The organism is Corallococcus exiguus (genome assembly GCF_009909105.1).
GTDB lineage: Bacteria > Myxococcota > Myxococcia > Myxococcales > Myxococcaceae > Corallococcus > Corallococcus exiguus.
On sequence record NZ_JAAAPK010000002.1, the window covers coordinates 921,842 to 946,686 of the forward strand.

The following is a 24,845-nucleotide window of genomic DNA, read 5'->3' on the forward strand; positions in this document are numbered from 1 at the left end:
TGCTTCGAGGGAGAAAGCCATGGGCCGTTTCGCAAGACTCGCCTTCACGCCCGCAGTGAGGGCGCTCCAGGAGCAGAACGGGAGCCGTGCGGCCTACGCACGTATCGAGAGGGCAGGGGACGCACCGGATGTGCTCACGCCCGACGAGGCGGAGTTCCTTGCCCAACGTGACAGCTTCTACATGGCCAGCATGGGCGCGAACGGTTGGCCGTACATCCAGCATCGGGGCGGTCCGCCGGGCTTCATCCGGGTGCTGGACCCGCACACGCTGGGCTTCGCGGACTACCGGGGGAACAAGCAGTACATCTCCGCGGGCAACGTCAGCGAGAACGACCGGGTCGCGCTCATCTTCGTGGACTACCCGAACCGTGCGCGCCTGAAGGTCCTGGCGCACGCGTCCGTCATCACCCGCGAAACGGACCCCGCGACGATGGAGCGCCTGGAAGTCCCCGGGCAAAGCGCGAAGGCCGAACGCGGCTTCGTGCTCCGCGTGGAGGGCTTCGACTGGAATTGTCCCCAGCACATCACGCCCCGGTTCACCGAGGCGGAGCTGGACGAAATGCTGCGTCCGGTGTCGACCGAGCTCCAGACGCTCCGCACGGAGAACCGCTCCCTTCGCGAGGAGCTTGCGCGCTTGAGACGGTCCCCGGTTTGACCCTGGACCTACGGTCGGGTAGGTTACGGTTCGGTAGGTTTGGTCGTGGAGGCGTGAGCCATGAACAGCCAGTCGCCAGCCGTCAGGAAGAACGCGGAGGCCCTGCGGGGTGCCAGCCGCCTCGCGGTGCAGGCCACCCGGGGCGTGATGGGGCTCGTCGAGGAGGTGCACTGCACCATCGCCAGCGGGCCGTCCGTCCTGGGCAGGCCGTTGGAGCGCCCGGCGCGGGCCGTGACGGGGTGGATCTACTCGACACTCCAGGAGGCCACGCGGCACGTGGGGGCGGGGCTCGACGCCGTGCTCGCGCGGCTCTCGCCGTGGCTGGGTGACAGTGCTCCGGGGCCTCAGCGGGAGGCGGTCGTCTCCGCGCTGAACGGTGTGCTGGGGGATGCGCTGGAGGCACAGGGCAACCCGCTCGCGATTCCGATGGCGTTCCGGGTCCACGGGCAGCCGTTGTGCCTGGAGCCCGAGGCCCTGCGCGCCGCCCTCCCGGAGGCAGGGAGCCGGCTGCTCGTGCTGGTCCATGGCTCCTCGATGAACGACCTTCAGTGGAGCCGGCGGGGGCATGACCATGGCGCGGCGCTGGCGCGCGACCTCGGCTACACGCCGGTCTACCTCCACTACAACAGCGGCCTGCACATCTCCCGGAACGGGCGTGCGCTCTCCGCGCTGCTGGAACAGCTCGTGGCCTGCTGGCCCGTGCCGCTCGAATCGCTGACGCTCATGGGGCACAGCATGGGCGGACTGGTGGCGCGGAGCGCGTGCCTCGCGGCGGAGGCCGAGGGCCAGGCCTGGCGGCCCTTGTTGCGCGGGCTCGTCTGCCTTGGGTCTCCCCATCACGGCTCACCGCTGGAGCGCGGTGGGAGCTGGGTGGACGTGCTGCTGGAGATCAGTTCGTACAGCGCGCCGTTCGCTCGCCTGGGACGGATCCGTGGTGCTGGCGTCACCGACCTGCGCTTCGGCAACGTGCTCGATGAGCATTGGGAAGGGCGGGAGCGCTTCGGGTGGGGTGGGGATGCCCGTCGCGGCGTCACGCTGCCGGAGGGCGTGGCCTGCTACGCGATCGCGGCGACCACCGCGAAGGCGTTGGCGGAGCGGCTGCCCGGTGACGGGCTGGTCCCGGTGGACAGCGCGCTCGGGCAGCATGCCCTGCCCGAGCTGACACTGCGATTCCCGGAAGCGAACCAGCGGATCATTCCGGGCGCGAACCACCTGGACCTGCTCGACCACCCGGAGGTCTACGCCACGCTTCGCACGTGGCTCGCTTCCTGAGTGGACCCAACCACCGCCTCACTGTCCCGGCTTCGGGACGTGCTGATCAATCAGGATGGTGTTGCCATCGGGGTCGGTGAGCATGAGGCTCGCGGGCCCGGTGGAGGACGCGTCGGCGGCGGTCGCGAGGGGCAGACCGCGGGCCTGGAGGCTCCGCTGGATCTCGCGGACGTCGTCGAAGTCAGCGAGTGTCTGGGCGTTGCGGTCCCAGCCGGGATTGAACGTCAGGATGTTCTTGTCGAACATGCCCTGGAACAGACCGATGGTGCTGGTCTCGTTCTGAAGGATGAGCCAGTTCTGGGCCGCGTTGCCGCCAATGACTTGGAAGCCGAGCTTCTCGTAGAACGCTCGAGAGATGGCGAGGTCCTTGACGGCGAGGCTGACGGAAAAGTTGCCGAGGCGCATGCGGGCGGTGCCTTTGGGTGGAACGGTGGGCGAGGGACGCGGAGGCGACGCCGCGCAGCCGCCCAGGGTGAGGACAAGCAGCGCGCCGCTGAGGATTCGAAGCATGGGGTCCTCCAGTGACCGATTTGAGTATTACAGCGGCTGGACGTGATCCGCGATGCGACCCGAGGCCAGTAGCTCACGCAGCTCGTCGGCCACGCGGTCGCCTTCGGTCAGCACCTGTTTCCACGCGCGGATCCGGTCGTCGGCCTTCATCTCCGTGAAGTCCGAACGGTCCGGGATGCGTCCACCGGGCAGCCGCGCCAGATGCGCGGGCGATGGCGTGATGATCAACGCGCGGCGGAAGTTGAGCGGACCCGCGCGCCGCCACTTGAGCGACTTGTCGAACCAGCCGGGCACCACGTACGGATAGAAGTGCGGATAGAGCACCAACCCGTCACCCGTGCCGTAGTCGACGTCCAGGTGGTAGTCGACGACGCCGCCGTCCCGGTACGTGCCGCGAGTCGCGCCGGGGATGTCGTGGACGCCCGCGAGCACCATCGGAATGGAGCCCGATGCGATGAGCGCCGGGCGCAGGTTGTCGCGCGTGAGGGGACGATGGACCGACGGCAGGTCCTTGAGTCCGGCGAAGGGGCTGGAGTCCCCGGCGGTGTGGAACACCACGCGCTCCATGTGGAGCCCGAGCGTCCGCCGGCTCACCGCGTTCGCCAGCGCGCCCAGCACGAAGCCCGCGAGCTGCATGCTGGACTGCTCCATCGCCAGCAATCCCTTGCACCGGGTCGTCACGACATGCAGGCGCGCCCACGGGTGCGTGAGGATCTCCTCCATGCCGTCCGGCCCCAGGAGGGAATCCAGGATCGTCGCGCTCCTCTCGCTGACCAGCGAGGGCGAAGGCTTGGGCGGATAGCGCTGCTCCAGGTACGCGTCCGCGAAGCGCCTCAGCGCGGCCACAGGTTCCTTCTGCGCAAGGCACGCCAGCCGCCAGCTCCCGATCGAACTGCCGATGAGGTGCAGCGGCCGGGTGCGCGGCTGCTGGAGGAGTTCGCCGAACAGCACGCGGTCGATTCCCTCCAGCCCCAGCCACTTCGGTCCACCGGAAGCGCCTGGAAGGATGTCCACGTCCTCCGCGCGCAGTCCGCGCTCCCGGAGGATGCGCAGGGCGTCGGGGCCCGCAAGCAAGGTCAGACTCTGGCTCATCGCGGGCGCGGACCCTATCAGCCCGGCGTGTGCGAGTGTTCAGCCCTCGTCGTCCGGACGCTCTGAATCCAGCGGATGGAGTGTCACCACCTGATGCCCATCCTCCGGCTCGGTGCGCGCCTTCTCCAGCTCCTCGGGTGTCTGGGGCGCCCGTTCAGAGAACTCGTCGTTCTCCAGGTGCCGCTGGCGTCGCTCACTGGTCTCGCCGTAGCCCTCCAGCTTCTTGCCCGCCATGGTCGTCCACTCCTGCGAAAGGTGAACCTCAAGGCTTGGGACGCTGCCCCGTGGGCGCAAGCGGTGGTCTGCCCGGGCGGCTGCCTGCTCCAGGAGCGGGGCTTCAGCGGGCGCTCACTCCTCCAGCGTTCCCACGGAAGGGGCCGCGCCGTCGCGCTCGCGCTGGGCCTCCAGGTAGGCGGAGAAGCCCGCCTTGGACTGGATGCGGAACACCGGGAGCCGGGGCAGCACGTCGTCCGCGAAGGCGTATTGCTCGCAGACGAGGCTCGCGCGCAGGGCGCCTTCCGGACCTCCAGTGAAGGGCTCGACCTCGTGCTGGAGGTTGCCCCGGAAGTGGACCAGCAGGCCCGGACGGGGCCGCACCTCGCCCTGGAGCTGGTTGTCTCGCAGCAGCCGCAGCGTGCCTCCCTGCGCGCCTTTTGGAACTCGCAGGTACAGGACGCTCACGTGTTCGGGTGTCGCGTCCGGAACGCCGCTCGGTTCCTGCAATGTCGCGTCGATGTGCCGTCCCACCGGTGTGCCCGCGTCCAGCAGCAGCAGGTTCAGATAGAACGCATTGGGGCGCGGACGTGTGTCGCGGCCACCGAACCAGCGCTGCGTCCACGGCAGGAGCCCGCGCGCGCTGTCGTCGTCGAGGATGCGGCGCAGGTAGACGGACAGGAACGGGAAGCGGGCCTCCAGCGTCGCTCGGCCCTCGCGCGTGAAGATGAACGCGAAGCCGCGGCTCGCGCGGAACGTGCCCATCAACGGACTGCGCGCGACGAAGCGGGAGCCGAGCAGGGCATCCCCCAGGGACTCCAGCTCGGCGCGGGGCAGGGCGTCGCGGTGGGTGACGTACTCGGGCACGGACCGGACGCTAGCGCCTTCCCGGTGCGCGCGAGAGGGGAACCGCCACCGCCCGCCTCCTTCCCGGCCGAGTCCTGAGCTACACGGACGCCTGCTTCGCGCTGAGCTTCGTCTTGCCCAGCATGTGCAACAGCGCCTTCTCCGAGCAGTGCATGCCTTCGCCCGAGTTCGCCGCCAGCTCGTCCACGGACCGGAAGTAGCGGTCCACCACCTGGCCTCGCTCGAACAGGACGAGCACGGACGGGTAGATGTACGACGCCTTCGCCACCGCGGGCGTATTGCCCAACTGCTCGGAGGCCTCGCGCACCGCGGCCACCATGCTCTTCTTGAGCACGGTCTTCTTCACCGGGCCGTCGTCGCCATCCTCCTTCGCGCGATCGCGGGCCCTCGCCAGCGCGCAGGCGCAGATGAGCGTGCCCGCCCAGGTGCGGAAGTCCTTCGCGCTGTAGCCCGGCCCCATCACCTGCTGGATGTATTCGTTGATGTGCCGGCGCCTCACGTCCACCACCGCGCCGTCGTCGAGCACGAACTTGAAGACGTCTCGCCCGGGCACCTTCAACAACTGCCGCAGGAGTGTCGCCACGCGCCGGTCCTTCAACTCGCGGTGCTGCCGCACTCCGGACTTGCCCGGGTAGTCGAACACCACCGTGTCGCCATGCACCTTCACGTGCCGCGCTCGCAGCGTGGCCAGGCCGAAGCTGCCGTGCTCCTCCGCGTAGCGCTCGCTGCCCGGACGGATGAAGCAGGTGCCCAGGATGCGCAGCATCCCCGCGAGCACCCGATCCCGGCCCAGGCCCCGCTTGCGCAAATCCTTGCTCACCTGGCGCCGCATCTTCGGCAGCGCCTGCGCGAAGCCCACGATGCGCTGGTACTTCGCGTCCCGTTGCTTCTGCGTGTGCGCCTCGCTGTAGCGGTACTGCCAGCGGCCCGCCCCGTCCCTGCCCACCGCTTGAAGGCGCGCGGAGGCCTTGGGCGAGATGGCCACGTCCGTCCAGGCGGGCGGCAGCCTCAGTGTGTCAATGCGCTCGCGCTCTGAGTGCGAGACAGCCCGGCCCCGCGCGTCCACGTAGCGGAAGCCTCGCTTCATGGACCCCAGCCGACGGTGGCCGTCCTGCCGCAGCCGCTCCAGCTGGGTCATTCCCTGGTGGCTCGTGGACGGGATGCGCTCGGATTCTGAGATGGTGGCATGGGAGGGCATCGCCTCCCTGTAGTGCGCAGCCCACGCCGGGGCGGCAATCCGGTTGCCCCCTGGCGGGAGGGGGAGCAGCCGGGCAGAAAAGCCCCAGGCGGCATTTTCGGATGGGGATGCAGTCGTTTAGAGTTCGTTGCGACTCCCACCTCTCAATTTATTCCCGAGGCATGACAACCTTCCTCGACGCCCTCCTGGCGTACCCGACCGCGATCTTCACCATCCTCCTGGGTGTGGTGCTGGCGTACTGGCTGTGCGTGATCATCGGCGCGGCCGGCATCGACATGCTGGATGGCGACTCGGCCCTGGAGGGCGGCGCCAAGGCGGTGAGCGGCGCGTTCGAGGGCGGCGCCAAGGCCACCTCCGGGATTCTCGAAGGTGGCGCGAAGGCACTCGGGGGCCATGACGTCGGCCACGCGGGGCACTCGCACCTGCACGACGCGGAGGCCGCCACCGGCCTGCTCGCGGCGCTGGGCTTCGGGGGCATCCCCGTCACCGTGTCGGTGAGCTTGGTGGTGTTCCTCTCCTGGTCGCTGTCGCTGCTCGGCGGACAGGCCACGCACGCGGCGCTCTCCATTCTGCCCTCGTGGCTCGTGAGCACGGGCCTGGGCCTGGTCTGCGCGGTGGTGGCCACGGTGGCGAGCGGGATCGCGGTGCGGCCGCTGCGCCCCATCTTCATCGCCAGGCGCGCCCCGGGCCGCGATGCGTTGATGGGCCGCGTGTGCACCATCTCCAGCGGCAGCGTGACGGCCAGGGATGGCCACGCCACGTTCGAGGATGGGGCCGCGGGCCTCATCCTCAATGTCTTCTGTGACAAGCCCAATGAGCTCAAGCGCGGCCAGCCGGCGTTGATCCTCGGCTACGACGCGGAGCGGGGTGTGTACGAGGTGGAGCCGGTGGACTGGCTCCTTCCCCAGGAAATGGAGCAGCTGCGTGATCCGCTGAAGGCAGCGGCCATCGCGCGAGCCCGCGCCCAGCGATGAACATTGGCGTCCACCGGGCTCCTCCGGACGGGCGCGACAATCGGCACCGGGTGGCTTTCGCGGGGGACCCCGAGTGCTTGGAACTAGGCCCGCCCAACGGACTTCTCAGGATAGGCCATGGATCCCATCACCACTGCGGCAATCATCGGCGTCGCAATCGTCATCTTCTTCGGCATCTTCGCGAGCGTGGCCAAGTTCTACCGCCAGGTGGATCAGGGCAAGGTGCTCATCGTCAACACGCTGAAGACGGAGCCCACGGTCACCTTCACCGGCTCCGTGGTTCTGCCCATCGTGCACCGCGCGGAGGTGATGGACATCTCGCTGAAGACGGTTGAAATCGACCGCCGCGGCAAGGAAGGCCTCATCTGCCAGGACAACATCCGCGCGGACATCAAGGTCACCTTCTTCGTGCGCGTGAACAAGACGCGTGAAGACGTGCTCAAGGTGGCCCAGTCCATCGGCTGCGCGCGCGCCTCTGATCAGGAGACGCTGGAGAACCTCTTCGAGGCCAAGTTCTCCGAGGCCCTCAAGACGGTGGGCAAGTCCTTCAACTTCGAGCAGCTCTACACCAAGCGCGACGAGATCAAGGACAAGGTCGTCGAGACCATTGGCCGCGACTTGAACGGCTACATGCTGGAGGACTGCGCCATCGACTTCCTCGAGCAGACCCCGGTGGAGATGCTCGACAAGGACAACATCCTGGACGCCCAGGGCATCCGGAAGATCACCCAGCTCACCACCGAGCAGAACGTCTTCACCAACGAGCTGCGCCAGTCCGAGCGCATGGCGGTGACCAAGCGCAACGTGGAAGCCGACGAGGCCATCTTCGCCCTCGAGCGTCAGCGCGAGGAGGCGGCCGCCAAGCAGCGCCGCGAGATCGACATCATCCAGGCGCGTGAGACGGCCGAGGCCGACCGCGTGAAGAGCGAGGAGTTCGCCAAGGCGCAGCTGGCCCGCATCAAGGCGGAAGAAGAGATCGCCATCAACGAGGAGAACAAGCAGCGCCAGGTGCAGGTGGCCCAGAAGAACCGCGAGCGCGTGGTGGGCGTGGAGACCGAGCGCGTGGAGAAGGACCGCGCCCTGGAGGCCATCAACCGCGAGCGTGAGACGGAGCTGCAGCGCATCGCGAAGGAGAAGGCGCTGGAGACGGAGAAGAAGGCCATCGCCGACGTCGTCCGCGCCCGCATCGCGGTGGAGAAGACCGTCGCCCAGGAAGAGGAGAACATCAAGGACCTGCGCGTGACGTCGGATGCCAAGCGCACCAAGGACGCCATCATCATCACCGCCCAGGCGCACGCGGAAGAGGCGTCCGTGAAGGACGTCACCGCCGCGGAGGCGAGCGCGAAGATCTCCGTGTTCCTCGCCAAGGAGAAGCTGACCCTGGCCGAGGCCGACCTGGAGGCCGCGGACAAGCAGGCCAAGGCGAAGATGCGGATGGCCGAGGGCATCCAGGCCGAGTCCGCCGCGGCGGGCCTGGCCAGCGTGCGCGTGCGTGAGGCGGACGCGGTCGCCACGGAGAAGCTGGGCATGGCGCAGGTGCGCGTGAAGGAGGCCGAGGCCTCCGTCATCGAGAAGCAGGGCCAGGCGCAGGCGTCCGCGGTGCGCGAGAAGCTGCTCGCCGAGGCCGCTGGCGCGGAGCAGAAGGGCCTGGCGAACGCCCGCGTGCAGGAGGCGGAAGCGAGCGCCATCCACAAGCGCGGCGAGGCCGAGGCGTTCGCCACGCGTGAGAAGCTGCTCGCCGAGGCCGCCGCCATCCAGGAGAAGCTGATGGCCGAGGCCCGGGGCCTGTCGGAGAAGGCCACCGCGATGAAGGCCCTGGACGGCGTGGGCCGCGAGCACGAGGAGTACCGCCTGCGCCTCAACAAGGAGCGCGACGTGGAGCTGGCCGCCATCAACGTGCGCAAGGACATCGCGCAGGCCCAGGCCAGCGTGCTCGGCCAGGCGTTCAGCAACGCGAAGTTCCAGATCGTCGGTGGCGACGGGAAGTTCTTCGAGAACTTCATCAAGGCCGTGTCCTTCGGCAGCTCGGTGGACGGCGCGCTGGACCACGGCGAGGCCCTGAAGAAGACGCTCGGTGGCTACCTCAACGGTGAGAAGGACCTGCCGGCGGACCTGAAGGAGATCCTCTCCAAGCCGGGCCTCAGCAACGACGCGCAGAACCTGGCCGTCGCGGCGCTGCTCAACCGCATGTCGGTGAGCCCCACGGAGTCCACCGCCGCTGGCATCAAGGCGCTGGTGCAGTCGGAAGCCGCGGCCCTCGCGCAGAAGCAGCAGGGCTGAAGCCTCCCGCCAATCGCAATCCCTTCTTCGGTGAACATCCATGGCAACTGACAGCACCAAGACCCCGGGCACCCAGGTGCCCGGGGGCGAGGCGACGCTGGAGGGCGGCAGCTACGAGGTCATCCGTGCGCGCCTCCTCTCCCAGGCGGACGCGCTGGCGACCCAGGCGAACGACCTCAACGGGCGGCGCAAGGCGCTGTTCGGTGGCACGGAACTCACCGTCATTGGCAACGAGCGGGTGCGCACGGAGAACAACTGCGTCCCCCGCGACATCGTCAGCGTCGGGAAGTACCTCCTCTTCGGCTACAACGTCTTCATCGGCCTGAAGAAGGAGACGAACGTCTCGGACGTCTTCTCGCTGCACCGCTTCGAGAAGACGGCCGAGGGCTTCGACCTCTCCGCCGTGCCTTCCACGGAGGCAGGCGGCTTCCTCGCGGACCCCCGGTTCGTGAAGGACTTCGGCGAGCTGTACAAGTACTACAAGGACGCGAAGCTGCTGCAGCTGCGGCGGCGGGACTCGCGCCTGCTCGCGGTGTTCCAGACGGGCCTGTCCGCGCGCGACCTCAAGGTCTTCCGCTTCAACGTGGACGTGGAGGGTCACGCCACCTACGTGGACAACCAGGGTGAGCGCGACCACGTCTACCCGCCGTCACACGACTTCGAGTGGACGGTGGCCACGCGCGAGCAGTACGTGCTGGGCCAGCACCCGCACGTGAATGTGTTGGATCAGGTCTTCGTGGAGACGGTGAAGGGCGACCTCACCGTGAAGGTGGAGGACAACACCACCACCGGCCTGGGCATCTACAGCGAGCCGGTGGACGACCCGGACCAGTCGCTGGACGACGCGGAGTTCGCCTGGACGCAGGTGGGCGGGCTCATCCTCCTGCGCATCCTGCCGTTCCGGGAGAAGGCGTACCGCTACCTCGTCTTCAACTCGCGCACCCAGCACGTGGTGCGCATCGACGCCATTGGCCAGTCCTGCGTGCGGCTGCCGGAGGACCAGGGCATCGTCTTCCCGGGCGGCTACTACCTCCAGACGGGCGACTACAAGGTCTTCGACGGCGCGTCGGACGGGATGGAGTTCCACCAGTCGGTGCGCTCGCCCAACGGTGAGGACGTGCTCTACGTCTTCCACCGCCGGGATGAAGGCGCGTACGTGCTCTTCCCGTACAACCTGGTGCGCAAGGAGGTGCAGACGCCGCTCTTGTCCAACGGCATGAGCCTCTTCGCGGACGGCGGGCTGGTGGTGTTCCGGGCCACGTCGCAGGAGCCCACGCGCGTGCACCCCATGCAGGTGTGGCAGACGCCGTTCGTCTCCGACGAGCACGCGGCGCAGCTGCCCCCCGCGCCGGGCTACCTGGGCAAGGTGGGCAACGCGGAGCTGGTGCGCGGCATCAGCGACGCCCTGACGCTGCCGCGCGTGGCGAAGACGGACAAGCCCACGCGCCGCACCTACGAGGACCTGGTCTCCGCGGCCACGCGCGCCCTGGACGCCTACTACTGGCTCTCCCACGCGGAAGTGGGGCTCCAGGCGCCCATCGAGCTGCTGCGCCGCACCTCCGAGCTCATCATCGATGAGTTCGAGAAGGTCCTCGCGATGCGCAAGCGCGCGGAGGAGTCGCTCGCGCAGGCGCTGCAGACGCAGGAGACGCTGCTGCTCAACGCGCAGCCGGAGGGGCTGACGGACGCCGAGGGCTTCATGCGCGCGCTGGCGGACCTGCGCCGGCACCGCGGACACCTGATTACGTTGAAGGACGTCCGCTACATGGACCTGGGGCGCGTGGACGCCCTGGAGCAGGCGGTGGTGGCCGCGTCCGACGCGGTGAGCACCGCGTGCGTGGACTTCCTCCAGAAGGGCGAAGCGCTCCAGCCCCTGGCCGCGCGGCTGGACGGGCTGCTGGAGCGGCTGGAGCCGCTGACGACGACGGCCGAGCTGGCCCCGCTGGCCGAGGACGTGGATCGCACCAGCCAGGGCCTGGAGGTCCTGGGTGAAGTGGTGGGCGGGCTCCAGGTGGGCGACCCGCTGGCCCGGGCCAAGATCCTCGAGGGCATCTCCGAGCTGTTCAGCCGCTTGAACCGCGTGCGCGCGGGGCTCCAGGCGAAGCGCAAGGAGCTGTCCGGCAAGGAGAAGCGCGCGGAGTTCGGCGCGCAGTTCAAGCTGCTGGGGCAGAGCATCGAGAACGCGCTGTCGCAGGCGGACTCGCCGGAGAAGTGCGACGAGGCGCTCTCCAAGCTCACCGTGCTGCTGGAGGAGCTGGAGGGCCGCTTCGGCGAGTTCGACGAGTTCCTGGGGCAGATCACCCAGAAGCGCGAGGAGCTGCTGGAGGCCTTCGGCGCGCGCAAGCAGGCGCTGGTGGACGAGCGTCAGCGCCGGGCCTCGGGCCTCTTCGGCGCGGCGGAGCGCATCCTCCAGGGCGTGCAGCGCCGGGCGAAGTCGTTCAAGGCGGACGACGAGCTCAACGCCTACTTCGCGTCCGACGCGATGATCCTCAAGCTGCGGCAGCTGGCGGAACAGCTGCTGGCGCTCCAGGACAGCGTGCGCGCGGACGAAGTGCTGTCGCGGGTGAAGTCCGCGAAGCAGGACGCCCTGCGCGCCCTGCGCGACAAGCAGGACCTGTTCGAGGGCGGCGAAGGCCTCATCAAGCTGGGGCCCTACCGCTTCCACGTCAACACGCAGCCGCTGGAGCTGACGCTCGTCCCTCGCGACGGCGCGCTGTACCTCCAGCTCACCGGCTCCGACTACACCCAGAAGCTGGAGGACCCGGAGCTGCTGAAGTACCGCGAGCTCTGGGATCAGCACCTGGTCTCCGAGACGCGCGACGTGTACCGCGCGGAGTACCTGGCCGCGGGCCTGCTGATGGACGCGGAGGAGGGGAAGGGCGGCCTCACGCTCACGGCGCTGTACGAGGCCGGAGCGCAGGGGCAGCTGATGGAGCGCGTGCGCGCGTACGCGGCGGACCGCTTCGACGAGGGCTACGAGCGCGGCGTGCACGACTCGGACGCGACGGCGCTCCTGGAGAAGCTGCTCGCGCTGCACCAGGGCGCGGGCCTGCTGCGCTTCGCCCCGGTGCCTCGCGCCTGGGCCGCGCTGTACTGGGCGTTCGACCCGGACGATGCGCTCCGGGGCGTGTTCCACCGGCGCGCGCGCAGCCTCGCGCGGCTGCGGCAGGCGTTCGACATCGGCTCGGACCTGGTGTCGCTGGGTGACGAGCTGGGCGAGCGCGTGCTCGCGTTCCTCCAGGGCCACGGCCTCGCGGCGTCGCCCGCGGAGGGCCGGCAGGCGGGCCGCTACCTCGTGGAGGAGCTGGCGGTGGACCGCCCGCGCTTCACCACCAGCCGCGAGGCCCTGGCGCTGAAGGATGCCTTCCTCGCGCACCTGGACCGCCACGGTTCGCGCACCGCGTTCGACGACGACCTGCGCGGCCTGGAGAAGAACCTGCCGGAGCGCCTGCGCATCGCTCGCGCCTGGGTGGACGCGTTCCTCGCGAAGCGCGAGGGCGGCCCGGGCGACGCGGCCCACGTCGCGCTGGAGACGGCGGTGGTGCTCCTCACCGAGCGCAAGCTGGACCGCGAGACGGCGGGCGCCATCACCGCCACGGAGGCCACGGGCCTTCTGGGCAGCCACTCGCGCGTGCAGGACCGCAAGCTGTCCCTGCGCCTGGACGAGTTCCTGTCCCGGCTGGGCGAGTTCCGCCAGGTGCGCGTGCCCGCGTACGTGGCCTACCGCGCATACCTGCGCGACCTGCTGGACCGCGAGCGGCGCAAGCTGCGGTTGGAGGAGCTGACGCCCAAGGTGCTCACGAGCTTCGTGCGCAACCGGCTCATCGACGAGGTGTACCTGCCGCTCATCGGCGCGAACCTGGCCAAGCAGCTGGGCGCGGCGGGCGAGGGCAAGCGCACGGACCGCATGGGCATGCTGTTGCTCATGTCTCCGCCGGGCTACGGCAAGACGACGCTGATGGAGTACGTGGCCAGCCGCCTGGGCCTCACCTTCGTGAAGGTGAACGGGCCGGCGCTGGGCCACTCCGTGAAGTCGTTGGATCCGTCGGAGGCGCCCAACGCCACCGCGCGGCAGGAGGTGGAGCGCATCAACCTGTCCTTCGAGATGGGCAACAACGTGATGCTCTACCTCGACGACATCCAGCACACGGACCCGGAGCTGCTCCAGAAGTTCATCTCCCTGTGCGACGGCCAGCGCCGCGTGGAGGGTGTCTGGAATGGCCAGACGCGCACGTATGACCTGCGCGGCAAGAAGTTCTGCGTGGTGATGGCGGGCAACCCGTACACGGAGACCGGCGAGCGCTTCCGCATCCCGGACATGCTCGCCAACCGCGCGGACACCTACAACCTGGGTGACATCCTGGACGGCAAGGAGGACCTGTTCGCGCTCAGCTACCTGGAGAACGCGCTCACCTCCAACCCGGTGCTCGCGCCGCTGGCCACGCGCGACCCGCAGGACGTGCACCGCCTCATCCGGATGGCCAAGGGCGAGGACGTCCCCTCCGGCGAGCTGAAGCACGGCTACGCGGCGGCGGAGCTGCAGGAGATTGTCGCCGTCTTCCAGCGGCTGTTCCGCGTGCAGCAGGTGCTGCTCAAGGTGAACCTCCAGTACATCGCGTCCGCCGCGCAGGACGAGCGCTTCCGCACGGAGCCTCCGTTCAAGTTGCAGGGCAGCTACCGCAACATGGGCAAGATGGCGGAGAAGGTCGTCTCCGCGATGACGGACGACGAGCTTGAGCGCCGCATCGACGACCACTACCAGGGCGAATCCCAGACGCTCACCACCGCGGCGGAGCAGAACCTGCTCAAGCTCCAGGAGATGCGCGGGCGCCTGACGCCGGAGAAGGCGAAGCGCTGGGAGGAGATCAAGCAGGGCTTCGCCCGCGTGAAGCGCATGGGGGGCAAGGAAGACGACCCCGTGGCGCGAGTCACCGGACAGCTGGGCGCCATCGAGGAACAGCTGGGCGCCGTGCGCGACGCCGTGGTGCAGGCCGCCGCGCAGGCGAACGTCCCCAGCGAGGACACGCCCGTGGCCCCGCACCTGGAGGCCCTGCGCGAAGCCGTGCTGGAGGTGGCCCGCGTCAGCCGCGAGGCCGCCCAGAAGCCGCCCGCCCCGGTGCAGGTGTCCCTCCCGGCCGCGCCCCAGCCGGTCCAGGCCCCGCAGGCTCCGGCCACGGACCTGGCCCCGTACCTCAAGCACCTGGCGCAGCTGCTCAAGGCCCTCACGGAGCGCGTGGCCACCCAGGCGGAGGATGCGCCCACGCTGCGCAACGCGCCCATGCCCCAGGCGCCCGCGCCGGACTTCGGCCCGTACATGGCGCAGCTCTCCAAGGCCATCACGGCCCTGGCGGACCGGCCCGTGTCGGTGTCCCTGCCTTCCCAGGCGGAGTCGCTCCAGCGCGCCGCGAACGGCCCGTCTCCGGCGGAGCTGAGCCGGCAGATTGAACTGGTGGAGGGCGCGCTGCTGCCGCTGGAGCGCGCCGCCCGCCGCAACGTGCAAGGCGAAGGCGAGGGCATCAAGGCGCTCCAGGTCTGGCAGGGGGTCACCGAGGCCCTGGAGCTGCTGCGCGGCATGCTGCGGCGCTAATCGGGTTTGCATGTCTGGCATTTGCCTTTAAAGGGGTTGGAGTGGTTCCAACCCCTGGAGGGCAATGCCATGCATCACTTCAAGTCTGTCGTTTCCCTGGGTGCGGTCTTCGCGGTCACGGCGTGTGGCGGAGGAGCGGAAGGGCAGGGCGAACTCTCCACCCAGGAGTCCGCCCTGGTAACGGGGGTCTCCCAGGGCTGCACCTTCACGGTGTCGTCCGCGCCGCGGCAGCCCGGTCCGTTCCCATACATCTTCGACATCACGCTCACACGTGAAGCGAGCGCCTCCTGCCCCTGGAGCGCGGGCAGCGTGGTGGTGGGGTTCTCCAACGGCACGCCGTCCACGGTGTCCCTGGCGGCCAACGATCTGGGCGTGGCCGTGAGCTACACGTACCGGACGGGCGGGCCCTCACCCCAGCAGCTGGGCATCAAGCACGTGGCGCCGGACACGCTGGCCATCAACCGGTCCACGGGGCTGTACTTCAGCGCGGTGGGGCGGTTCATCTACGCCGGAGACCTGTCCATTGAACCGGACGGCATGACGCTGACCGTCAGCGGCACCAAGAACGCCCCGATCGTCGGCGAGACGGGATCCGGTGATGACTACGTGGCCACCTTCCCGGACTTCTTCACCAGCGAGACGACACCGTCCATCGTCGCGTACTGATGGGTGACTTCGCACCCCAGGGTTTGGATGGCAGGCATTGAGGACGAAATGTTTTAAGTGTCTGACGTTTGATTTTATACGGGAGGCGCTGCAACCACCCCAACCCTGGAGTGCACTCCCATGCTGAACATCAAGTCTGTTGTTTCACTTTGCGCCGTCGCGGGCCTCACTGCGTGTGGTGCTGGCGTGGAGGGGGAGGACGGCCTCGCCACCCAGGAGTCCGCGCTGGTGACGGGGACCTCCCAGGGCTGCACGTTCACGGTGTCGTCCGCGGCGCGGACGGGAACCGTTCCTCCCATCTACGACGTCACCGTCACGCGCGCGGCGGATGCCACCTGTGCCTTCGGCGCGGACAGCGTGGTGGTGGGCTCCTCCACCGGCACCGCGCCCACGCTGTCGCTGGCCGCCAACGACCTGGGCGTGGCCGTGAGCTACACGTACAAGACCAGCGTCAGCGGCAGCTCGCCCCAGTCCCTGGGTCTCCGGCACGTGGCTCCGGACACGATGGCCATCGTCCGCTCCACGGGGCTGTCCATCTTCCTGGGCTCGGGCTCCATCTACTCGGGCAGCCTGTCCATCGCGTCCAACGGGACGACGCTCACCGTGTCCGGCACGAAGAGCGGCACCATCTCCGGCCAGACGGGCTCGGGGAACAACTACGTGGCCAGCTACGTGAACTTCTTCACCAGCACCACGTCCCCGTCCGTCTTCACGTTCTGATGCGCTGACGCAGTGACGGACGGGGCGGTGGGGCGCGTGCGCCTACTTCTGGGGCGCGAACTGCTCCGCCCCGTCCACGCTGCCGTCGTCCAGCACCTTCTCCACGGAGTCCACCAGCTGCTGGCCGCCCGTGGCGGTGACGCGCAGCTGGAAGCGGCCCTCGCCCACGCCTGAGTCGGTGACGAAGTAGTTGTAGCTCTCGCGCTTCAGCGCCTTCCAATCACCGTCGCGCTTCCACTCCAGCTTCTGGATGGGCAGCCGGTGGTTGCGCACCTGGATGGCCGTCCACCAGGGGTTGCTGCCGTCCTTGAAGTGGTACTTCACCGGACCCGCCACGTCGCAGGAGACCGGCGTCCAGGTGATGTTCACCCGGCCGTCCTTCGCCTCGGCCACCTTGTCGAAGGCCTCGCGGGACAGGTCCAGGTGGCCCTTATCGCAATCCGGGCACTGATCCACGATGCGCACGCGCACGTTGCCCTTGGGCCCCACGATGTCCACGCACTGGCCGCAGGCGGCGCTGTTGTCGTACTGCTCGCGGTTCATCGCGGCCACCATCAGGTCGCCGCCCGGGTCGTAGCTGCAGTTGCCGCCCCCGTTGGCGTCGTAGAAGGTCGCAATCCCTTTCTGCTCGGAGCCCAGGGCCACGCCTCCGCCCGAGGCAGAGTCGCCGCATGCTCCACAGGCAAGCGAGGTCAGGGCCAACACCAACGCATTTTGCAACGAAGCGGGTCGGTTCATACCGGGCACTATACACGCGTCGCTCCGCGTCAAGGGCAGACAGGACTCTGTGTCTTGGTTCTGTGAGACGGGCTTGTTAGCGTCCGGGCCTCCCCCCTCCCCAAAAAAGGAAAGGAATTCCCATGATGAACAAACTGACGTCCGTGGTGTGCCTTGGGTCCGCTCTTGCCCTCTCCGCGTGTGGCGGTCCGGAGCAGGAGGACGGCGCGGAGCTCGCGCAGCAGAGCGCGCGGTTGACGACGGCGACCTCGCAGGGCTGTGACTACGAAGCGACCACGGTGCAGATCACCACCTCGCCGCCGCAGTACAACGTCGTGCTCACCCGCACGGGTGGCGCCAGCTGCACCCTGACGACGGGCGCGTCGGTGGTGCTCGAGACCGTCCCGCTGAACGCGCCGGGCACCGTGTCCCTCTCCGGCTCCAGCCTGGGGCTCGCGGTGGGCTTCACGATGAAGAACGGCTGGAGCGGCTCGGCGGCCACCATCATGGCCGTGCGCGCCGTGGACCCCACGACGCTCTCCACCACGCGCAATGGGGACATCTACTGCGACTACATGACGGGCAGCATCCTGACCGGCAGCGCCGGCCTGAACAGCACCGGGACCAACCTGAGCGTCTCCGGCACCAAGGCATGCAAGATCAACGGCCGGTCGGGGACCTACTGGTACGGGACCTTCACCGACTTCTTCACCAGCACCACGGCGCCAGTCATCAGCACCATCTGAAGCACCCCTGAAAAAAGCCCTGCCCGCCACCGGTGCATCCCCGGTGGCGGGCAGAGCCCCCCTTGCTGCGCGTTCCCCGGTGTGTCGTGCTGGGTACTGCCCTCAGTGGCCGCTGGCCGACGCGGTCGTCAGCGCGCGGGCCTGGCCGATGAGACGAACGAACTCGGTGCGGTCGGCGTCACCGGCCACGGCGCCCTCCGCCAGCTTCTGCGTGGTGGCCAGGCTCCAGCCCTCGGCGGCGGGCGCGGCGCGGAGGATGTCCGCGGTGGCGGCCACGGCGACGGCGAAGCGGAAGTCACTGGACGCGGCCTCCATGGACGGCTTCAGGTTGGCGCGGGTGAGCGGGAAGGCCTGCTCCTTGGCCTCCGTGCCGTTGGGCGCCTTGGCGCGGATGCGCACGGTGGCCACGTCCTGCGCCTCGCCCGTGAGCTCCACTTCGTAGAGCGCCGTCACGGTGTGGCCCGCGCCAATCTCGCCCGCGTCCACCTTGTCGTCGCGGAAGTCCTTGTCCGCGATGTCGCGGTTCTCGTAGCCCATCAGGCGGTAGCGGCTGACGGCCTTCGGGTTGAACTCGACCTGGAACTTCACGTCCTTCGCGATGACCTCCAGCGTGCCGGTCAGCTGCGTCTCGAAGACCTTGCGCGCCTCCTTCATGCTGTCCACGTAGAAGCTGTTGCCGTTGCCCTTGTCGGCCAGTTGCTCCATCAGCGAGTCGTGGTAGTTGCCCATGCCGAAGCCCACCGTGGTGAGCGTGACGCCCTCGGCCACGTACTTCTCGATGCTGGCCAGCATGGCCTTGGGGGTGAGGTTGGGCCCGATGTTGGCGTCGCCGTCCGTGAGCACCACCACGCGGGACACCACGCCACCCGCGGCCTTCTTCACCGCGTGCTTGTAGGCCGTCTCCATGCCGGAGCCCATGGCCGTGCCGCCGCCCGCGACCAGCGTGTCCAGCGCCGCGTGGATCTTCTTCACGTCCGTGGCGGGCGTGGGGGCCAGCACGTCCCGCGTGGAGCCCGCGTAGGTGACGAGCGCCACGGTGTCGTTCTCATTGAGGTTCTTCACCGCGACCTTGATGGACTCGATGGCCAGCGGCAGCTTGTCCGACGACGCCATGGATCCGCTGGTGTCCACCAGGAACACCAGGTGCGCGGGCTTGCGCTGCGAGCGGGAGACGACCTTGCCCTGCACGCCCACGCGCAGGAACTGGCGGCGCGCGTTGAAGGGCGAGGGCGCGCCCTCCAGGTGCACCGTGAAGGCGCCTTCTTCCGGCGGCGTGTAGCGGTACTTGAAGTAGTTGACGAACTCCTCCACGCGCACCGCGTGGGTGGGCGGCAGCTGGCCCTGCTGCAGGTAGCGCCGGGCCATGGAGTAGGAGGCCGTGTCCACGTCCGCCGCGAAGGTGGACAGGTTGTCCTTCGCCGTCTCCGTGAAGGCGTTGGCCTTGTAGGTCTCGAAGACGTTGCCGCCCTCGGCGACGCCCTTGTCGCCATCCACCGCCTGCATCTTGCCCTTCTCCATGGGCTGCTGGACCGGCGGCGGGGCAACCATCAGGGCACCGGCCGGCGCGCCCATGGCCACGGCGGCGGCCTTGGCGTCCTTCGCCGGCGCCGCGCGCCGCATGGCCGGCTCCGCCGCGGCCAGGGCATCGGAAGACTCACGCTCCTCGGCCATCATCGGCGCGGGCGCGGCGGCGACGTCACCGCGCTTCTTGGCGGCCGGGGTGGAGGGGGGCGGGGACGGGGGTGCGACAAGGGCCGTGGACTCGTCCTTGGGGGCGCTCCGGGTGGTCGCCGTGGCCTGGGGCTTGAGCTCGTTGCGCGCCGACACGCCCTGCGCCGGCTCCATGGAGGAGCACGCGCTCACGAGGCTGGCGCAGAGGAGGGCACCACTGACGAAGGACACGCGGCGCTTCGAGAAGAAAGGGGACATGGGCGGCTCCGGGACGACGGGAGGAAGTCAGCGTGCCCCTGGAAACGGCCGACCTCCGGAATGGGTTTATCCGGTGAATTTTTCCCGGACCCAGGCGTGGGCCGCGCTTGCGTGGGGGGACCCCTTTTGCGACGGTCCCCGGCCATGGAGACGACACGACCGTTCCGGATTCTGGGCATCCAGCAGATCGCCATCGGGGGGCTGGACAAGGGCGCCCTGCGCAAGCTGTGGGTGGACACGCTGGGCCTGACGGCCCACGGCACCTACCGCAGCGAGAAGGAGAACGTGGACGAGGACATCGTCGTGGCGGGCGCGGGCCCCTTCAAGGTGGAGGTGGACTTGATGCAGCCCGTCAATCCCGACGGCCGTCCCAAGGTGCACGACCCGGCGCTCAACCACGTGGGTCTGTGGGTGGACGACCTGGCGGTGGCCGTCAAGTGGCTGGAAGGGCAGGGCATGCGCTTCACGCCCGGCGGCATCCGCAAGGGCGCGGCGGGCTTCGACGTGTGCTTCATCCACCCGAAGGCCAGCGATCAGTTCCCGCTGAGCGGAGAGGGCGTGCTGATTGAGCTGGTGCAGGCCCCGCCGGAGATCATCCGCGCCTTCGAACAGGCCGCAGCCAGCGCGGTGCACTGAGCAGCCACTGTCCGGCGCGCGCGAAGGCCTTCTTCACCGCGCGCTCCACCGGATCCCACGCGACGCACAACACGTACGTGCACGCGATGAGCAGCGCGAGCAGGCCGGAGAACTTCAGCCACCCGCTGGAGTCGCCCCACAGCTTCTGGAACGAGAAGACGCCGAAGACGCGGTAGTACAGCAGCATCTCGTGGAAGAAGTACGCGGACAGCGACGCGGTGCCGAAGACCTCCAGGAAGCGGCGGGCGCGCGAAGGCTTTGCGTCCGGCGCCATCCGTCCCTCCACCCACAGCAACACGAGCAGCACCGCGCAGACCCACATGAGGCGGGTGGCGGAGTTGGACGGGTTGGTGACGAAGAAGCGGTGCGGCGGGTAGATGTCATTGAGCACGCGCGGCATCAGCGTCCCCAGAAGGCCCAGCGCGATGAGGAAGCCCAGGGCCCGCGCCAGGCCCTTGCGGCCCCAGGCCCCCGCGATGCAGCCCGCGAAGGCGCCCAGCCACGCGAAGCCCACCCACGGCACCAGCGGGAAGGGGGCCCAGTTGGACTTGCGCAGGAACGACGCCCAGGGCTCGCCCGCGGAGTCGCTGAAGGGCGCCAGCGCGAACGCCACCATCGCCAGGACGAAGGCGGTGCCCGCGAGCACGCGCGGGCGCGGGGCGAGCAGTGCGGCCATGGGCAGGGTGAGCAGCAGGCACAGTCCCACGCAGTGGAGGATGTCCAGGCGAAGCAGCCACACGGGCTCGGAGCGGATGGGGAACCACACCCAGTTGACGAGCGCGGCGACGGCGAACACCTCCGTGATGCGGCGCAGGTTGCGGCGCACGCGCTCGTTCAGCACGCCCGAGGCGGCGCTGCGCACCATGAGCAGCGCCAGCGCGAACCCGGCGGAGAAGATGAACGCGGGGGCCACCAGCCCGTCCACCTTGAGCAGCCGTCCGGTCCACACGCTCTTGCGCAGCTCGGGGGTGAGCAGCACGAGCGCATGGGTCTGGATCATCACGAGGACGGAGAGGCCGCGCAGCCAGTCGATGGCGCGCACGCGCTCGCGGGAGACGGGGGCGGCGGAGGGCAGGGTACTCACGGGGGGCGCTACCCTACGTCGGTCCCGCGAGCGGTTGCACGCGCCCGCGGGACCGGAAACTCGTTGGACTACCAGCTGACGGCGTCGAGGTAGACCGTGCCCTTCCACGTGCCCGTCGTCTGGAACTCCACGCCCAGCTGGTACAGCGGGGTGGTGGAGCCAGAGGGCAGCTTCACGGTGATGGCGTTCCACGCGCCGGCCTTGAGGCTGGTGACGGCGATCCAGTTGCCCGTCCAGCGCCAGTTCGCGGAGGCGCCTTCCAGGGTGTAGGGCTGGACGCCGGTGATCTTGCTGCCGGTGGGCAGCCACAGCTGGAACGTCACCGTCTTGCCGGACGGCACGGCCGCGTTGGCCACGGCCACGGTGCCCTTTCCGGACGTGCCGTTGAAGGGCACGGCCAGCGAACGGGTGCCCGCATAGGCCTTGGCCGTGGTGGTGCTCACGGCGGACAGCGCGGCGCCGCTGGCGCTCCAGCCCTGCGCGTTGGACTCGAAGCCGTACTTCGATGGGTCGGCCGGGGTGCCCGCGTCGGAGGAACCGGTGCCTCCATCCGTGCCGGCATCCGGACGCGTGCCGCCGTCCACGCCGCCGTCGGTGCCACCATCGGGACGCGTGCCGCCGTCGGGGGTGCCCGCATCGACCGGCGGGGTGCCGGCGTCCACGGTGCCTCCATCGGCGGATCCGCCGCCGCCCGGGGGCGGAAGCGTGGTGCCGGCCGCGGGCAGGCCCAGTCCGCCCGCGTTAAGGAACGTGCCCGCGCGCTGCTTCAGGTACGGCTGGCCGTCGGTGCCCTGGTCGTTCTGGTAGGAACTCTGGCCGCCCGCGCCCGCGCCGTACATCAGGGCGACGACGCCCACGTTGGCGAACTTGCGCCGATGCGCGTCACCGCTCGTGCCGAAGAAGTACTCGGTGCGGTTGTCCTTGTAGCCCTGGCGTGCCCCGCCGCTGTTGTTGATGTTGAGGTGGTTGGAGTTGCCCAGCGGGATCTGCCACAGCATCCAGCGCTTGCCGGAGGTCTGGTTCCAGAGGCGCAGCCACTCCGCGTAGCGGTTGTACGAGCGCGACGTGAGCGACGCCGCATCGCTCATGTCCCACGTGTGATCCGCGCCCTGCGTGAGCCGGTAGAAGTCCGCGTCGCGGTCCAGCGGGTCGCCCACGAGCACGTCGTAGGTGGCGCCGGTGACGTTGGTGCCCAGGCCCAGCGGCTTGAGGAAGTTGATGACCTTGTCCACCTCCGGCTGGAGCGGATCCGTGAGCGAGTTGAACGCGATGTCCTTGCCGCTGGCCCACGCGGAGATGTGCAGGCCCAGCACGACGTTGTTCGCGCCCACGGCCTTGCGCAGCTGGAGGAACGCCAGGCTCCACCCGGCAACGGTGTTGGGCAGGCCCGCGAGCTCCGGCATCCCCGAGGAGGCGATGGCCGCGGGAGCGTTGGGGTTGGAGGCCGTCTGGAACTGGAGGAAGCCGACCGCGTCCGGCTCCACGTGGAGGATGACGGGGCTGCCGAATGCCTTTGCGCGCTGGAGGAGCAGCTTCACGTCCTCGAAGTAGCTGCGCATGGTGGAGGCGTTCTTCAGCTTCGCGAGGGTCTCCTGCTCGCCGCCGCCCGGCTCACCGAAGAGCTGGTAGTAGGTGACGACGGGGACGTAGCCCTGTGCCTTCGACTCCGTGAAGAAGCTGGCCGCCCAGCTGCCGTCACGGGAGCCGTAGCCCCAGTTGTCCGCCCAGCCCTTGGTGAAGTAGCGGTAGCGCGCGTCCCACGGAACGTTGCTGTCGCGCATCCAGTTCTGGCCGGCCTCCTCGAAGAGGCCCACCATCAAGCGATTCTGGAAGGCCGGGGGCACGGGGCCCTGCACACCCGTGGCGGCCTGGGCGGACAGCGCCCCGAGACACGTCAGCGTCAGCAGCGCCGCGAAGGCGCGTCGAATGGTGTTGGTCATGGAGGCGCTAGTACGCCCAGGCGCCCCCAGTCCTTCCGGTGCCGGCCCGCATCACCCCCTGGACGGCCGCTCACCCTCCACGCCACCGGGCGGGCGCCCTTCGACATCGGACATGGACTCCGGAGGAGGGAGAGTCCCCCTGCACGTGCGCCTGCGGTGCTAGCGGGCCCATGTAGGATGTCACGCGTCCTTGCTCCAACCTTTCAGATTGGCCCTTGCACTTGTGCTCGCGTGGGGAGCCGCGGCGCATGCCGAGTCATCACCTGCGGGCCGCGTCAGACGGGAACGGCCCGTCACCGTCGCGATTACCGCGGTGTGGAAACAGGAGATGCGCTCATCCAGCGCGCCTTCGCCGCCCTTTCAAAATGTCTCGAGGAAGGTCTTCATCTCGCGCAGCACCTCGTCATGGTTGGTGAGCCAGACGTAGTGCCGCGCGTGCTCGAGCTTGATGCCCTTCCAGTTCGGCATGCTCATCACGCTCAGCATTTCGGCGTCCCGCTGGAGCGCCCTGGCGCTCAGGGTCCTCAACTTCTCCTGCACGGGAAGGTCCATTTGGGAGAAGCCTGGGAGGTCCTCCGCCCGCCCGGACCGAGGCTGATCCACGTAGAGGAAGAGCACGGCCGCCGTCACGGCCGCGAAGTCCACCTTCGAGAAACCCTTCATCACCCGCTCCTCCGCGTGCGGCCACTTGCGGTCGCGCAGGTAGTGCCCGGTCTTCGGATCGAACTCGTTCGCCTCGTCGATCTCGTGCGCGGGGAATGCTCCTCCGACGTCACGCGCGACCGCGGCGGCGAGCGCGGCGCGTGAGGCCACGTCCTCGGGAGCAGGCTCGCTCGGAGGAGGCATGGGCAGGACCGAAAGGAGCTCCGCCAGCAGGTCGCCGTTGGTCCTCACGTCCAGGTAGACCACCTTCTCCACGCGCTCCGGGTGATGGGTTGCCACCCAGGTGAGCTCTGGCCCGGCGGCGGAGTGGCCCACGAATGACGCCTTCGCGATTCCCAGCCCCTCCAGCACCCGGACGACGTCCTCGCCCAGGGTGGCGGTGTCGTAGCCCTGCTCGGGCCAGCTCGACGAGCCAAACCCCCGGCGGGTGACGGCGTAGACGTGATGGGCCGCGGTGAACTCCGGCGCGAAGGTGTCGAACACGTGGCCCGTGTTGCCCAGGCCCGACAGGAAGACGAGCGCGGGTCCCTGGCCTCCGAAGTCGAGCAGCTCGAGCTCGACCCCCTCGGCCACCTTCACCCGCTTCACCTGATGCAACGCGCTGGAGTCGGCAGAAGCCGGGACCGGGGCGGACTTCGTCGTCACACAGGCGAACAGCGGCAAGCAGAGGAGGAGGAGGAGTTTTCGCATGGACTGACTCAACTACAGGGAATGCGGAGACCACCAGGGAAGCCCATGGGTAACAGCTCGCCGCGCCCCATCTGGACGGGGCGTGGATGAGCCCCCGCCCGGCTTCGATGGGCGCGTCGGAGTGCCGTCGTTGGTTCTCGCCCCTCTTCGTGCTGCACGTCGGTGCGCGGGTCGCGGAAGCCCTGGCGCACGCTCACGAGGCGAAGGACGCGAACGGCAACTCCTTGAACATCGTTCACCGGGCCATCGACCTGGACCACGTCTTCGTCGATTGGAAGGGCAAGGTGCGGGTCTCTGACTTCGGCCTCGCGCTGTCCTCCCTGCGACCGTGACGGAAGCGGGGCAGGTCCTGGTGGATCTGGGACTCCTGAGCCGCCGTCCTTCGTCGGTTCGTGTGGACGACATC

General features: G+C 69.0%; 19 protein-coding genes and 1 pseudogene. 10 read left to right on the forward strand and 10 right to left on the reverse strand.

All coding sequences use genetic code 11. The features are described from left to right. The first annotated feature begins 19 nt into the window (after positions 1–19). On the forward strand, positions 20–655 hold the full coding sequence (locus GTZ93_RS10235; protein WP_139921038.1) for a pyridoxamine 5'-phosphate oxidase family protein: 636 nt from the start codon (positions 20–22) through the stop codon (positions 653–655). A 60-nt stretch (positions 656–715) separates the two neighbouring features. Then, positions 716–1,927 carry an alpha/beta hydrolase gene (locus GTZ93_RS10240; RefSeq protein WP_161662757.1) on the forward strand — a complete coding sequence of 404 codons (1,212 nt, stop codon included), beginning with the start codon at positions 716–718 and terminating at the stop codon, positions 1,925–1,927. A gap of 18 nt (positions 1,928–1,945) precedes the next feature. On the opposite strand, the gene GTZ93_RS10245 is transcribed toward GTZ93_RS10240, so the two are convergent. From GTZ93_RS10245 to GTZ93_RS10265, 5 genes are all read right to left on the reverse strand, one after another. Continuing rightward, the gene (locus GTZ93_RS10245) at positions 1,946–2,437 is read right to left on the reverse strand and encodes a VOC family protein (RefSeq protein WP_257979322.1); all 492 of its coding nucleotides are present in this window, start codon (positions 2,435–2,437) and stop codon (positions 1,946–1,948) included. A 27-nt stretch (positions 2,438–2,464) separates the two neighbouring features. Continuing rightward, positions 2,465–3,529, reverse strand: a complete 1,065-nt coding sequence (locus GTZ93_RS10250; protein WP_139919930.1) for a patatin-like phospholipase family protein — start codon at positions 3,527–3,529, stop codon at positions 2,465–2,467. A 39-nt stretch (positions 3,530–3,568) separates the two neighbouring features. Continuing rightward, a complete protein-coding gene (locus GTZ93_RS10255) occupies positions 3,569–3,763 on the reverse strand; it encodes a hypothetical protein (protein ID WP_120598435.1) in 195 nt (64 codons plus the stop codon). A gap of 114 nt (positions 3,764–3,877) precedes the next feature. Further along, the gene (locus GTZ93_RS10260) at positions 3,878–4,609 is read right to left on the reverse strand and encodes a 2OG-Fe(II) oxygenase (RefSeq protein ID WP_139919929.1); all 732 of its coding nucleotides are present in this window, start codon (positions 4,607–4,609) and stop codon (positions 3,878–3,880) included. A 79-nt stretch (positions 4,610–4,688) separates the two neighbouring features. Beyond that, positions 4,689–5,807 carry a DNA topoisomerase IB gene (locus GTZ93_RS10265; protein ID WP_257979321.1) on the reverse strand — a complete coding sequence of 373 codons (1,119 nt, stop codon included), beginning with the start codon at positions 5,805–5,807 and terminating at the stop codon, positions 4,689–4,691. Positions 5,808–5,968: 161 nt separating this feature from the next. Here GTZ93_RS10265 and GTZ93_RS10270 point away from each other — a divergent pair, with 161 nt between their 5' ends. The 5 genes from GTZ93_RS10270 (at position 5,969) to GTZ93_RS10290 (ending at position 16,034) form a co-directional block, all read left to right on the forward strand. Then, positions 5,969–6,781, forward strand: a complete 813-nt coding sequence (locus GTZ93_RS10270; RefSeq protein WP_139919928.1) for a hypothetical protein — start codon at positions 5,969–5,971, stop codon at positions 6,779–6,781. 117 nt (positions 6,782–6,898) lie between these two features. Then, entirely contained in the window at positions 6,899–9,061 is a 2,163-nt protein-coding gene (locus GTZ93_RS10275; RefSeq protein ID WP_139919927.1) for a hypothetical protein, read from the forward strand. Positions 9,062–9,101: 40 nt separating this feature from the next. Continuing rightward, positions 9,102–14,648, forward strand: coding sequence for a DNA repair ATPase (locus GTZ93_RS10280; protein WP_139919926.1), 5,547 nt, complete (start codon positions 9,102–9,104; stop codon positions 14,646–14,648). Positions 14,649–14,717: 69 nt separating this feature from the next. Then, the gene (locus GTZ93_RS10285) at positions 14,718–15,314 is read left to right on the forward strand and encodes a hypothetical protein (protein ID WP_139919925.1); all 597 of its coding nucleotides are present in this window, start codon (positions 14,718–14,720) and stop codon (positions 15,312–15,314) included. A gap of 120 nt (positions 15,315–15,434) precedes the next feature. Further along, positions 15,435–16,034 carry a hypothetical protein gene (locus GTZ93_RS10290; RefSeq protein ID WP_139919924.1) on the forward strand — a complete coding sequence of 200 codons (600 nt, stop codon included), beginning with the start codon at positions 15,435–15,437 and terminating at the stop codon, positions 16,032–16,034. 42 nt (positions 16,035–16,076) lie between these two features. Here GTZ93_RS10290 and GTZ93_RS10295 read toward each other — a convergent pair whose 3' ends face one another. Next, complete coding sequence (locus GTZ93_RS10295) at positions 16,077–16,679, reverse strand: expansin EXLX1 family cellulose-binding protein (RefSeq protein WP_139919923.1); 603 nt, start codon at positions 16,677–16,679, stop codon at positions 16,077–16,079. Between the two features lie 215 nt (positions 16,680–16,894). Between GTZ93_RS10295 and GTZ93_RS10300 the strand changes: the two genes are divergently transcribed. Next, on the forward strand, positions 16,895–17,497 hold the full coding sequence (locus tag GTZ93_RS10300; RefSeq protein WP_139919922.1) for a hypothetical protein: 603 nt from the start codon (positions 16,895–16,897) through the stop codon (positions 17,495–17,497). A 102-nt stretch (positions 17,498–17,599) separates the two neighbouring features. Here GTZ93_RS10300 and GTZ93_RS10305 read toward each other — a convergent pair whose 3' ends face one another. Continuing rightward, positions 17,600–19,426 carry a vWA domain-containing protein gene (locus GTZ93_RS10305; protein ID WP_161662758.1) on the reverse strand — a complete coding sequence of 609 codons (1,827 nt, stop codon included), beginning with the start codon at positions 19,424–19,426 and terminating at the stop codon, positions 17,600–17,602. A gap of 144 nt (positions 19,427–19,570) precedes the next feature. On the opposite strand from GTZ93_RS10305, the gene GTZ93_RS10310 reads away from it, so the two are divergent. Then, on the forward strand, positions 19,571–20,062 hold the full coding sequence (locus GTZ93_RS10310; RefSeq protein ID WP_139915759.1) for a VOC family protein: 492 nt from the start codon (positions 19,571–19,573) through the stop codon (positions 20,060–20,062). Here the strand turns inward: GTZ93_RS10310 and GTZ93_RS10315 are convergent. The 3 genes from GTZ93_RS10315 to GTZ93_RS10325 all read right to left on the reverse strand — a co-directional run bounded on the left by GTZ93_RS10315 (position 20,019) and on the right by GTZ93_RS10325 (position 24,439). Continuing rightward, a complete protein-coding gene (locus GTZ93_RS10315; protein WP_139915760.1) occupies positions 20,019–21,146 on the reverse strand; it encodes a heparan-alpha-glucosaminide N-acetyltransferase domain-containing protein in 1,128 nt (375 codons plus the stop codon). The genes GTZ93_RS10310 and GTZ93_RS10315 overlap by 44 nt on opposite strands. A gap of 68 nt (positions 21,147–21,214) precedes the next feature. After that, positions 21,215–23,086 (reverse strand): hypothetical protein, encoded by a 1,872-nt coding sequence (locus GTZ93_RS10320; protein WP_139915761.1) that lies wholly within the window; start codon positions 23,084–23,086, stop codon positions 21,215–21,217. 360 nt (positions 23,087–23,446) lie between these two features. Further along, complete coding sequence (locus tag GTZ93_RS10325) at positions 23,447–24,439, reverse strand: alpha/beta fold hydrolase (protein ID WP_167547957.1); 993 nt, start codon at positions 24,437–24,439, stop codon at positions 23,447–23,449. A gap of 119 nt (positions 24,440–24,558) precedes the next feature. On the opposite strand from GTZ93_RS10325, the pseudogene GTZ93_RS10330 reads away from it, so the two are divergent. Beyond that, positions 24,559–24,762 (forward strand): annotated as a pseudogene (locus GTZ93_RS10330) (protein kinase); the annotation flags it as partial. Between the last annotated feature and the right edge of the window lie 83 nt (positions 24,763–24,845).